9 protein-coding genes are annotated in these 13,209 nt (G+C 39.1%); 7 read left to right on the top strand and 2 right to left on the bottom strand.

Going from position 1 to position 13,209, the window contains the following annotated elements:
* Positions 1-523 precede the first annotated feature (523 nt).
* Positions 524-2,629 carry a glucose-specific PTS transporter subunit IIBC gene (gene ptsG / locus BCELL_RS17795; RefSeq protein WP_013490162.1) on the bottom strand — a complete coding sequence of 702 codons (2,106 nt, stop codon included), beginning with the start codon at positions 2,627-2,629 and terminating at the stop codon, positions 524-526.
* 179 nt (positions 2,630-2,808) lie between these two features.
* Positions 2,809-3,642, bottom strand: a complete 834-nt coding sequence (gene glcT / locus BCELL_RS17790; protein ID WP_013490161.1) for a glucose PTS transporter transcription antiterminator GlcT — start codon at positions 3,640-3,642, stop codon at positions 2,809-2,811.
* Between the two features lie 299 nt (positions 3,643-3,941).
* Here glcT and secA point away from each other — a divergent pair, with 299 nt between their 5' ends.
* From secA to BCELL_RS23245, 7 genes are all read left to right on the top strand, one after another.
* Positions 3,942-6,461, top strand: a complete 2,520-nt coding sequence (gene secA, locus BCELL_RS17785) for a preprotein translocase subunit SecA (RefSeq protein WP_013490160.1) — start codon at positions 3,942-3,944, stop codon at positions 6,459-6,461.
* 171 nt (positions 6,462-6,632) lie between these two features.
* Positions 6,633-7,734 (top strand): peptide chain release factor 2 gene (gene prfB, locus BCELL_RS17780; RefSeq protein ID WP_013490159.1). Its coding sequence is split into 2 segments (ribosomal slippage): positions 6,633-6,704 and positions 6,706-7,734, totalling 1,101 coding nucleotides; the frame shifts between segments, so codons are not numbered across the junction.
* Positions 7,735-7,999: 265 nt separating this feature from the next.
* Positions 8,000-8,884 (top strand): YitT family protein, encoded by an 885-nt coding sequence (locus tag BCELL_RS17775; protein WP_041809163.1) that lies wholly within the window; start codon positions 8,000-8,002, stop codon positions 8,882-8,884.
* A gap of 63 nt (positions 8,885-8,947) precedes the next feature.
* Complete coding sequence (locus BCELL_RS21770; RefSeq protein ID WP_013490157.1) at positions 8,948-9,313, top strand: c-type cytochrome; 366 nt, start codon at positions 8,948-8,950, stop codon at positions 9,311-9,313.
* Positions 9,314-9,773: 460 nt separating this feature from the next.
* Positions 9,774-10,460, top strand: a complete 687-nt coding sequence (ftsE, locus tag BCELL_RS17765; protein ID WP_013490156.1) for a cell division ATP-binding protein FtsE — start codon at positions 9,774-9,776, stop codon at positions 10,458-10,460.
* Positions 10,450-11,343, top strand: a complete 894-nt coding sequence (ftsX, locus tag BCELL_RS17760) for a permease-like cell division protein FtsX (RefSeq protein ID WP_013490155.1) — start codon at positions 10,450-10,452, stop codon at positions 11,341-11,343. Before ftsE ends, ftsX begins: the two co-directional genes overlap by 11 nt.
* Positions 11,344-11,582: 239 nt before the next feature.
* Positions 11,583-12,962, top strand: a complete 1,380-nt coding sequence (locus tag BCELL_RS23245; protein WP_013490154.1) for a murein hydrolase activator EnvC family protein — start codon at positions 11,583-11,585, stop codon at positions 12,960-12,962.
* Positions 12,963-13,209: the final 247 nt, after the last annotated feature.

The raw sequence follows: 13,209 nt of genomic DNA, 5'->3' as shown, positions 1-13,209 counted from the left end.
TAAGGAAAGAGGCAATGAAAGTAAAGTTGAGAGAATTGGCACCTTATTTTAACAACTGAAAACAACCAAAGAAGGTCCAGCAACCCAAAAAAGCGTCCCATTCAAAGTAGGAGAAAGTAATAGAAAGGCGAGCAAACTAAAATAGCAGCCCATTCAAAGTAAGGAACAGCATAAAAAAGGGCAGCAAACTAAAATAGCAGCCCATTCAAAGTAAGGAACAGCATAAAAAAGGGCAGCAAACTAAAATAGCAGCCCATTCAAAGTAAGGAACAGCATAAGAAAGGGCAGCAAACTAAAATAGCGTCCCATTCAAAGTAAGGAACAGCATAAGAAAGGGCAGCAAACTAAAATAGCAGCCCATTTAAAGTAAGAAAAAGGACTAGAGACTAACAACCCATTTGTGAAATATATCTTCTATTAGTTAATTTAGCGCCTTCCTAAAGAAAATCTCATCCTCATCACCGCAAAAACCCACAAAAAAACCAAGCGAGGTGCAATTCCTCGCTTGGTAAAAAGCTAACACTTATTTCTTTGCAATTCGGATTCTGCCTGTTTCACCAGCTTTTGTTGGTCCAGGTCTATCGATGACGACATATTCATCTTCTTTTAAGTTAGTGAACACAATAGGTGTCATGACAGAAGGCGCTTCGTTTTTCACTGATGCCAGGTCTACTTGAAGAAGCTTTTGTCCTTGTTCGACTTTGTCTCCTTGCGCTACTGCAGCTTCAAAGCCTTTTCCGCCAAGCTTGACAGTGTCGATTCCGACATGGACTAACACCTCTGTTCCACCTTCCGTTTCGATACCGATCGCGTGTTTTGTGTGGAATAAGTTAACGATTGTTCCACTTACAGGAGAAACGACTGCACCGTTAGAATCTGTTGGATCAACCGCGAAACCGTCACCCATCATTTTTTCTGCGAACATTTGATCAGGTACTTCAGAAATTGGTTTGATAACCCCAGCCATTGGTACTGCAATAGAAACTTGCGTTGCAGGAACACCTACCGCATTAGCCTCGGCATTATCGTCACCTTCCATCGGAGCATCGCAGTTCTCGTTAGAAGGTGTTTCAATTTCCTCCTCAGGAGTCGGTGTTTTTCCACTAATAATGTCTTCAATTTGACTCTTAATTGTTTCTGATCTAGGACCAAATATTGCTTGGAAGTTTTGGTCCACTTGCATGACACCAGATGCGCCAAGCTCCTTCAGACGATTTTTATCTACTTTTGTGTTATCAGACACAGATACACGTAAGCGAGTAATACAAGCATCAAGGTGAGTTAAGTTTTCTTTACCACCTAACGCTTTTAAGATGTTGTAAGGAAGCTCAGTATTGCCGCCGCCTTTACGGTTATTTTGATCTTCATCAACCATGCCAACGTTTTTCTCACGGCCTGGTGTCATGAGATTAAACTTTTTGATCATGAATGTAAATAGCACATAGTAAATTACAGCAAACACTAAACCAACGAGAATTACAAGCCACCACGGTTCACGACCAGGAACGACACCGAATAGGAAGAAGTCGATCGCACCACCTGAGAATGTGTACCCCATGTTAATGTTTAGCCAATACAGGATAACGAATGATAAACCGTCTAACACCGCGTGAATGAAGAATAGTAACGGTGATAAGAACAAGAATGAGAATTCAATTGGCTCAGTAATTCCAGTTAAAAAGGAAGTTAAGGCAGCTGAACCTAATAAACCACCAACAATTTTTTTATTTTCTGGACGTGCTTGATGGTACATTGCCAATGCCGCAGCTGGAAGACCGAACATCATAATTGGGAATTCCCCAGCCATGAAGTGACCCGCTGTTAATTCAGCACCATCACGTAATTGTGCGAAAAAGATGTTCATATCTCCACGGACTACATCTCCTGCAGCCGTAGTGTAAGAACCGAATTCAAACCAAAACGGAGCGTGGAAAATATGATGAAGTCCGAATGGAATTAATAAACGCTTAATGAAACCAAATGCAAAGACGGCAAGCGTCATCGCTTCATTCATTAAAAATTCAGATGCAGTGTTTAAACCAGTTTGAATTGGTGGCCACACGAAAAACATTGCCACACCGACGAAAAATGCAGTAAATGCTGTTACAATTGGTACGAAACGTTTTCCAGCAAAGAATCCTAAAAACGCTGGTAATTCAATCGTGTAATATCGGTTATACGCCCATGCAGCGAGCGCACCGATAATGATCCCCCCGAATACACCCGTTTGTAATGTTGGGATACCGAGGACGAGCGCATGAGCAGGATTTCCTTCTGTTAAAACTCCTTCAACAGTTAATCCGCCCATCACACTCATTGTCACGTTCATGACGAGGAAACCAACGATAGCGGCTAATGCTGCTACCCCAGCTCCGTTCGCTAAACCGACGGCGACACCTAGAGCGAAAATAATCGCCAAGTTGTCAAAAATGATACCCCCAGCCGATTCCATCATAGTAGCTAAAGAAGCGAAGAAATCGTTTTCTAAAAAGGGCATTAATGATGTCATATTTGGATTTTTCATTGCATTACCAATTGCAAGAAGTAAACCTGCAGCAGGTAAAATAGCAACTGGTAGCATGAGTGACTTACCAATACGCTGCAATTGACCAAATAGCTTTTTAAACATGTGCATTGACCTCCTTGATTTTTGTAAAATATGTTAATAAAAATGAACAACAAAAAAAGGCATAAGAGAAAAAGAAATACAACACTTAACGTTAAGGGTAGATTTCCCTTAATCTAAAGTGCTATACAACCTTTTTCACTCATGCCTGCTTCACCAGTAACACGTAAAAAATGTGTGTGTTATATTTTGTTGTAAAGACGTTGAATATGTAACGTTAAATATACAGATTCCGCGTCTGGTACTGGCTTTTGCAACTTTTGTTGCATCACTCTCATTAACTTCCATGACAAAGTGTAGCATATCGGATATTCTTCTTGCAATACCTTTTTAAGCGCATCTTGTTCCTCCATATAATTACCTGATGTAACACGGTCTATCGTATGATGAAGGTGTCTCACTAATCGTAAATAGTTCATATCCTGCTTATCTATTGTTATTTTAAGGTTATCTTCAATCATGTTCACTAATTCTGTAACGAGCATCGTATGTTTATTAATTTCATTTAATGCTCGATTGGACAAGGCACTGTGAATGTGGAGGGCAATAAAGCCGATTTCACCTGTAGGTATTTTCATATTGAGCTTATCGTTTAGCGCTTCGACTATTTCCGTTGCCATCGCATATTCCTTTGGATAAGCTAATTCGGTTTCACGACCAAATGGGTTCTTCACATCCATCCCTTGCTTGATTCGTTTAATGGCAAAATAAAGGTGATCAGTTAAGCCGACATGAATATGCTCGTTTAAGCTTGTTTGAAAGCGTTCCTCGATTTTCCCAATAAAGTCATTCATCATTTCGATAAAAGACTCGTCAACATATTCAAGAAGATTTATATATTGCTGCTGCTCTTGAGCATCCTTTAGAACGAAGAATTTTTCTGCCTTTTGTCCAGCTACTTCGTCGCCAGTTTTTTTCCCAAACCCTAGCCCTTTACCGATAAGGACAATTTCATCATATTGAGAATGCTCTGCGATAATGACATTATTATTTAATACTTTTTTAACTGTAATCATTTTTTCACCACCTTGTGCCATAGATAAAATAAAGTATATTAAAGCGATTTCAAAACTTCAACTATGATACTTTCCCTTCATGAGTATATAGTGTCTATTCATGCTGTCAATCATCAAGTCTTGAGAGTAAGAAGCTTTTCACAAAATTGTCGGAAGTTATCTTTTTGAATCCAATACACATACATATACGAATTGTTGTAAGGGACTTAGCAAACTGTTAAAATGAAAGATAGGTTTTAGAGAGACAGTATCGTTTTTACAAGAATAACTTGAAATAAATAAAAAGGGAGCAATGTCCGATGTTAGGTTTGTTAAAAAAGGTCATTGGAGATTCGGATGCAAGGCACATAAAGAAATTACAAAAAACGGTCGATCAAATTGAAGCACTTGCTGATGATATTAAAAAGCTAAGTGATGATGGTTTGCGCCAAAAAACAGAAGAATTTAAGGAACGCTACCGTAATGGTGAAAAACTAGAGTCGATGATCCCAGAGGCGTTTGCTGTTGTTCGCGAGGGAGCTACTCGTGCGCTTGGATTACGTCATTATTCAGTTCAGCTTATCGGGGGGATTATTCTCCATCACGGTGATATCGCTGAAATGAAAACAGGGGAAGGTAAAACGCTCGTTGCAACTTTAGCTGTTTATTTAAATGCTATTACGGAAAAGGGTGTACACGTTGTTACAGTGAACGAATATTTAGCGAAGCGTGACGCTGAAGAAATGGGCAAGCTATATACATTCCTTGGCCTTACCGTAGGATTAAACTTGTCTGGTATGTCAAAGGATGAGAAAAGAGCTGCGTACAATTGTGACGTCACTTATGCTACAAACAATGAGTTAGGGTTTGACTACTTAAGAGATAACATGGTCATTTATAAAAAACAAATGGTTCAGCGCCCATTGCATTATGCGATCGTCGATGAGGTTGACTCAATTTTAATTGATGAAGCCCGTACGCCGCTTATCATTTCTGGTTCTGCTGAAAAATCGACACAGCTATATACAGCTGCAAATTCCTTTGTTCGCATGCTGAAGGAAGACGAAGATTTTACGTATGACGAAAAAACGAAGAACGTTCAAATTACAGACGAAGGTGTTAGTAAAGCTGAAAGAACGTTTGGAATAGAAAACTTATTTGATTCTGAGCACTCGCAATTAAATCATCATATTAATCAAGCGCTAAAGGCACATAAAGTGATGATTCGCGATGAAGACTACGTTGTTGATGATGGTGAAGTAGCGATTGTTGACCAATTCACTGGTCGTCTCATGAAGGGGCGTCGTTATAGCGACGGCTTGCACCAAGCGATTGAGGCGAAGGAAGGGTTAGAAATTAAGCGCGAAAGTATGACGATGGCGTCAATTACGTTCCAGAACTATTTCCGTATGTATGAAAAGCTTGCGGGGATGACAGGTACGGCGAAAACAGAGGAAGAGGAATTCCGTAATATTTACGGAATGAACGTTTACTTTGTCCCAACAAATGAGCCTATTGCTCGTCTCGATCAGCCTGACTTAATCTATAAAACGATGGAAGCTAAGTTCCGTGCGATTGTTGAGCAAATTGATGAGCTTTATCAAAAAGGGCAGCCTGTCCTCGTTGGTACTGTAAATGTAGATACGTCTGAGCTAATTTCTTCATTGCTGAAGAAAAAGCGCATTCCGCATAACGTGTTAAATGCGAAGAATCATGAACGTGAAGCGGAAATCATCGAAAATGCAGGGCAAAGAAAAGCGGTCACAATTGCAACGAATATGGCCGGACGTGGAACAGACATCAAGCTAGGCGAAGGCGTGAAAGAGCTAGGTGGGTTATTCGTATTAGGAACGGAGCGTCATGAAAGTAGACGTATCGATAATCAGCTTCGTGGGCGTTCAGGTCGTCAAGGGGATCCAGGGGAATCACGCTTCTATTTATCACTAGAGGATACGTTAATGCGTCGCTTTGGTTCAGAAAATATGAGTAAAATGATGGAACGTCTTGGTATGACAGAGGATCAGCCAATTGAAAGTAAAATGGTTTCTCGTGCTGTTGAACAAGCTCAAAAACGCGTAGAGGGTAATAACTTTGATGCGCGTAAGCAATTACTTCAATACGATGATGTTATGCGTGAACAACGTGACATTATTTATGAGCAACGTATGGAAGTTTTAGAATCAGAGAACTTGCGTGAAGTTGTAGAAAAAATGATTGAATCTATGGTCGAGCGTAATGTGTCATTATATACGCCTGAATCTGAAGTGCCGGAAGATTGGAACTTACAAGGGATCGTAGATTATGTCAACGCAACAGTTCTAAATGACAAAGAAATTGAATTGAAAGATATAGATGGCCTAGACCCTGAAGAAATGGTCGAGTTAATCATGGATCGTGTCATCGAAGAATACGACCGCAGAGAAGAAGAGTTTACGTCAGAGCATATGCGTGAATTCGAAAAAGTGATATTACTGCGTATCGTTGATTCTAAATGGACAGCACACATCGACCAAATGGAGCAGCTACGACAAGGTATTCACTTACGTGCATATGGTCAAAACGACCCACTTCGCGAATATAAGTTTGAAGGCTTCCAAATGTTCGAGGAGATGATTGCCTCCATTGAAGAAGATGTGTCGCGTTATGTAATGAACGCACAAATTCAAACAAACCTAGAGCGTAAGCAAGTTGCAGAAGGAAAAGCAGTGCACAGAAGTGCAACAGAAGCACAGCAGGAAAAGAAACGAAAAACCCCATTCCGTAAAGAGAGCACCGTTGGACGTAACGACGCATGCCCATGCGGTTCCGGCAAAAAATACAAAAACTGCCACGGAAAATAAGAGATCAACACCAAAAGGTCGCCTTATACCTTTTGGTGTTGATCTTGAGTAAGAAGGTCGCCTTATACCTTTTGAGGTTGATCGAATAACAATAACAAAGAAGAGAAGGGGCTCACCGAAGCGCCTTCTCCGTTTGTGTCAATATAATTTTTTATGAGGTGATGTTGTAAGATGGAATTAGTGGAAATTAAACAAGAATTAGCAGCAATGGCAAAACGATTAAATGACTTTAGGGGGTCTCTTTGACTTAGAGGAAAAAGAGACACGTATCGCAGAGCTGGAGGAGCTCATGTCAGATCCGTCCTTCTGGGATAATCAAGATAATGCGCAAAAGATTATTAGTGAAAACAATGCTTTAAAGGAAATGGTCGACACGTACCGTGAATTAGAGGCAGAGCAAGAGGATCTAGATGTTTCCTACGAATTAGTAAAGGAAGAGGGAGACGAAGAATTAGCGGCTGATTTACATGCAGGAATAAAGGAATTAGGGAAAAAGTTTAATGATTTTGAGCTTCAACTGCTGTTAAGTGAACCGTATGATAAAAACAATGCAATATTAGAGCTTCACCCTGGAGCGGGGGGAACGGAGTCACAAGATTGGGCATCGATGCTCTTACGTATGTACCAACGCTGGGCCGATGATAAAGGCTTTAAAGTGGAAACTCTAGACTACTTACCAGGTGACGAAGCAGGGGTGAAAAGTGTTACACTCATGATTTCTGGCCACAACGCCTACGGTTATTTAAAGGCTGAAAAAGGAGTCCATCGACTCGTTAGAATTTCTCCATTCGATTCATCTGGTCGTCGACATACTTCATTTGTATCATGCGAAGTGATGCCAGAGCTTGATGACAATGTCGAAATTGAAATCTCTCCAGATCAGCTGAAAATAGATACGTATCGTGCGAGTGGAGCAGGTGGACAGCACATTAACACAACAGACTCTGCTGTTCGTATTACACACTTGCCAACGAATACGGTAGTGACATGTCAATCGGAGCGTTCACAAATTAAAAACCGTGAACAAGCAATGAAGATGCTAAAGGCGAAGCTATTTCAATTAGAAATAGAACGCCAACAGCAGGAGCTAGATGAAATCCGTGGTGAGCAGTCTGATATTGGGTGGGGAAGCCAAATACGTTCTTACGTCTTCCATCCTTATAACATGGTGAAAGATCACCGTACAAACTACGAAACAGGAAACACTCAGTCAGTCATGGACGGTGAACTCGATCCATTTATCGATGCGTATTTGCGATCAAAAATAAACTAAATTTGGTTCTTAATGAGGGTGATACAAAAGTCGTTTTTGTCTTTTGGATCACTCTTTTTTTCTTGAAAAATGTGAAGTTTATAAATTGGCTTTAATAACACGAATCATCTCAGCACACTAACCTGTTAAAGCGTTACTACAATCGCGTTTACACGTTCATTTCATGGTGTTATACTACTTTAGGATTTTAAAAACAGCGTGTGATTTTTAATAGAATAGTGAACGTTGAGTAACCTAAGGTAAGGTGATCATGATGATGAAAAAAATGCAAAGAAAATTAGAGTTAGAGCCAATCAAACCGTTACATAGAACGATACTGGAATTTGCCCATGTACTCATAGGTTCTGCTATTGTAGCGATCTCATTTAATATATTTCTACTGCCTAATCAAATTGCTTCCGGTGGGGTTTCCGGTATTTCTATCCTTTTTCAATCACTGTTTGCATTTGAACCCGCTTATACACAGTGGGCTATTAACATTCCACTGTTTGTAGCTGGAGTACTACTGTTAGGCGGAAGCTTAGTCGGCAGCATTATGTACGGTGTTAAAACGCTCGTTGGGACGATTTTTTTACCATTTGTCGTGTTTATGACGAGAGATTTTGAGGCTGCAACCTCTGATCCACTATTAGCCGCGCTCTTCGGTGGGATTGGTGTTGGTTTAGGATTAGGGATCGTATTTCGCTCCAATTCCTCGACAGGGGGAACAGACTTAGCAGCTCAAATAGTGAACAAATATACAGGTTTGTCGTTAGGTGCATGTATATTTATTATGGATGGATTGGTTGTAGCGGCATCAGGAGTGATCTTTGGATTTGAATTTGCACTGTACGCACTCATTGGACTATTTACGACGGGGAAAACAATTGACCTTGTACAAATAGGCTTTGGGTATTCCAAAATGGCAATCATCATTTCAGGGTATGAAGAAGAAGTGAAGCAAGGCTTATTAACAAAAGTAGATAGAGGCGTCACAAAGCTCGATGGGTACGGTGGCTATACAAATGATAAGCGACCTGTCCTTATGTGTGTTGTCGGTCGAAATGAAGTTACGAAGCTGAAGCAAGTTGTGAAAACGATAGATCCAAACGCATTTGTTATCGTAACGAATGCTTCTGAAGTGTTAGGAAAAGGTTTTAAAAATAAATAAAAGCGTTATAATAAGAGGAGGAAATTCCCTATAAATAACGATAAGATAGGAGAATGAAACACGATGAAGAAGCTCCTTATGACGCTAATTGGAACGATAATATTGACGTCCGCGTGTGGCACGACTGAGGATGAAGTGGACGAGCCCCAAACTGGTGAAGATATAGAGCAAAATGAGGAAGAGATAGCTAATACGAGTGATGAAGAGGTATTATATGATGCTTCTAGCGCAGAAGCAGTCTATATCGGTCGTTGTTCTGGCTGTCACGGTCAAGATTTAGGCGGTAGATCTGGTGGACCTGGCATCATCGGGCTTTCAAAGGAAGAGGTATTATCTGCAATCGAAGAAGGCCCAGGTATTATGCCTAAAAACGTGATTACTGGGGAAGAAGCAGAGAATGTTGCTGCATGGGTAGCAGATCAACAGTAAAAGAAGAGGAAGACTTAATAGGTAAAAAAATTACCATTTGAGTCTTCCTCATTTTTTTATGTTTAAATACACTGTTTTGCAAGTTTAGCTTTGGGAAACTAGTAGGAAGAATTACAAATTTCGACATCAACAAAAATGATAGCCTATTCTGAAAAGTAACTTTCTCACATAAACTTCTTTTTTTACTATAAAAAACCATAAATTTTTCCATAAAATATCAGCTTTGGTTAATATATTTCAGCTTTGAAATATAATTGTAAAAAAAATACCCTTAACACGTCAATTTATGATGATATAATGTTTAAGAGTAAAAGTTTTGTAGAAATATAGAGTAAACTTCATAATTAAAACATATTTTTTTGTCATGATGTGTTCAATTGAGTGAACAGCAACTGCGTTTACTTTAGTATATACCGCACTTTTCGACATTTTATGGAAAACAAAAATAGGAAGTGATTGAATGATAACGATGAATGAAGTTTGGAAAACATATCCGAACGGCGTAATGGCGATCAATGGAATAGATATAAATATAGACAAAGGCGAGTTTGTTTATGTAGTTGGACCGAGTGGTGCAGGAAAATCGACGTTTATAAAAATGATGTATCGCGAAGAAAAACCAACTCGTGGAGACATCATTATTGATGGTAAAAACTTAGCAAAAGTAAAAGAACGACAGATTCCGTATATTCGTAGAAATATGGGGGTAATTTTTCAGGACTTCAAACTACTCCCGTCTTTATCTGTTTATGAAAATGTTGCCTTCGCTATGGAAGTTATTGAGGAAAGCAAAAGTAATATTCGTAGACGCGTCATGAATGTATTAGAAATTGTCCACTTAAAAAATAAAGCACGATTCTATCCAGACGAATTATCAGGTGGAGAGCAACAACGTGTTGCGATCGCTCGTGCTATCGTTAATAGTCCGTCTGTTTTAATTGCGGACGAGCCCACAGGAAACCTTGACCCAGAAACTTCTTGGGAAATTATGGATATTTTAGAGGATATCAATAACCGTGGTACTACTATAGTTATGGCTACCCATAATAAAGAAATTGTAAACACAATTCGTAAACGAGTGATCGCAATAGAAGGCGGACGAATCGCTAGAGACGAAATGAAGGGGGAATACGGCTATGAAAAGTAGAACCCTTTTGAGGCATTTAAAAGAAGGCTGTAAAAACCTCGTTCGTAACGGATGGATGACGTTTGCATCGGTAAGTGCTGTTACCGTCATGCTTCTCGTTGTAGGTGCATTTTTATTAGTTATTATGAATGTTAACCATTTTGCTAGTGCGCTTGAAGGCGATGTAGAAGTACAAGTATTTATCGATTTAACGGCAAGTGAAGATGATCATGATGAACTGCTAGATGAGCTCGAAGGAATAGATGGTGTCGAATCAGTCACATTTGTTTCTAAAGATGAAGGGCTAGACGCCTTGATTGATAGCTTAGGAGAGCAGGGTGGGCTTTACGAAATGCTTCGTGATGAAAACCCGCTCAATGACAAATTTGTTGTACAAGCTGAGAATCCAGAAGAAACAGATGTTATTGCAAGTGATATTGAAGATTTATCACATGTAGAGAATGTCGAATACGGTAAAGATATTTTTGAACAGCTATTTAGTGCTACTGATTTTGTTCGTATGGTTGGTTTTGCGATTATTATTGCATTAATGTTTACGGCGATGTTTTTAATTGCGAACACGATTAAATTAACTATTATTGCTAGAAAACGAGAAATTCAAATTATGAAACTAGTAGGTGCTACAAACGGCTTTATTAGATGGCCATTCTTTGTAGAAGGATTATTGTTAGGTACTTTAGGTGCAGTTATTCCTATAGCAATCTTAAGCTACGGATATTCAAACTTTTATTCTAGCATGGGTCAACAAACAGGATTAGACTTCTTTAGCTTTTTAGCACCAAATCCTTTACTGTCTCAAATGGCCTTACTACTTACCGCAATCGGCGCGTTTGTTGGTATTTGGGGAAGTATGATGAGCGTAAGAAAATTCTTAAGAATATAAGAACGATGTCAAAAGGTCGTATTGTACCTTTTGACATTGTTAGAAGCAATGAGCGAGTGCTGCGTATCACTTAAAGTCAAGCGGAGACTATTCTCCGTTTGACGCACGCAGCCAAGCTATTGCCCTAAAAGATTTGACTGTATCTTTTGACAATGTTCTATATAAATAACAATTTCTGTCTAATAATGACTATTTCCGTGGAAATAAAACAAGAAAAAATGCAGAAGGAGGGTAAATTGATGGATCGAAGGCTACTATATGTATCACTAGCTATACTACTTACTTTTTCAACATTTTTAGGGACGAATCTACTTACAACTGCAGAGGCGAATACTGGAAATGAACTTCGTGATGAAATTAATTCGTACCAAGAACAACAAAGTGATATTGAAAGGGAAGCTGAAGAGGCAGAAGAAGAACTAAAACAAGTTCAAGCTGAGATTGACCAAGCTGCAGCGGATATTAGAAAATTAGATGAAGAAATGGCAATTACGAACAGTGCTATTGATTCTAAGCAAGAAGAAATTGATGAAACAAATGATAGAATAACAGATTTAGTTGAGGAAATAGAAATTTTAGAGGAAAGAATTGCACAAAGAGACGAAATACTTAAAGACCGAGCAAGGTCTATGTACCAAAGCGGTGGATCCTTGAGTTACATACAAGTTATCCTGGGTGCACAGAGCTTCGGTGACTTAATTGAGCGTGTAACGGCTTTAAATACAATCGCACAACAGGATCGAAATATATTAGAACAGCACGTAGCTGACAAAGAGGCTGTTGAAGCAGCAAAACTCGATTTAGAAAATGAGTTAATGAATTTAGAAGATCAAATGTCACAATTAGAAAGTTTAAAAGCCGAATTAAAAGGCCAATTAGCTGAAAAAGATGAAATATTAGATTGGTTAAGAGAAGAAGAGATTAGCCTAGAGGATCAAATGGTTTCTCTCGAAGAAGAACAAGCGATATTATTAGCTCAAGAGGAAGCAGCGAAGCAAGAGCTTGAGCGCTGGGAAGAAGAGCAAAGAAGATTAGAAGAAGAACGTAAAAGACAAGAGGAAGAAGAACGTAAGCGAAAAGAAGAGGAAGAACGACAAAGGCAATTAGAGTTGGAGCGTCAACAACAGCAGGAACAAGAACAACCTAGTAGTCCGCCTCCATCACAAGATAATAATTCAAATACTAATAATAACGCTTCACCACCACCTGACAATAGCTCATCTACATTAATGAGACCAGCTACTGGAACAATAACTTCAGGATACGGGCACCGTTGGGGAAGAATGCATCATGGAATTGATATTGGACAAGGTGGTCGTTCGAATGTTCCTATTGTAGCAGCTGAAGCAGGTACTGTTACTTATGCAGGCTGGATGAATGGTTATGGTAATACAATTCTCATTACGCATGTAATCGAAGGCAGAACTGTTACTACCCTTTATGCTCATTTAGCGAGCTTTTCCATTTCAAATGGGCAACGAGTGAGCAGAGGGCAACAAATTGGGATAATGGGTAATACAGGTGAGTCGACTGGGCCACATTTACACTTCGAAGTTCACGAGGGTGGTTGGAATGCAGCGAAATCTAACTCAAGAAACCCTATGAATTATATTAACTAAAATGATGGAAGAATTTTAATAAGGTTTTATTGAAAGAAATATGATAAAGTAGGTCATCTAAAAGGATATTTTTTAGGTGACCTATTTATTTTCACCTAGACAATTAAATAGCACGAGCACATAATCTTATTAGAAACACATATAATAAGCCATGCTTTTTTAAAAGGAAAGAGGTCACAATTCATTTATGACCGAATGTTTGTTATGATTAATACAAATTAAATAAAATTCGAACATGAGTAACGAT

Source organism: Evansella cellulosilytica DSM 2522 (assembly GCF_000177235.2).
Taxonomy (GTDB): domain Bacteria; phylum Bacillota; class Bacilli; order Bacillales; family Salisediminibacteriaceae; genus Evansella; species Evansella cellulosilytica.
Note: the sequence above shows the minus strand (reverse complement) of the source record. Positions and strands in the feature narration are given on the sequence as shown.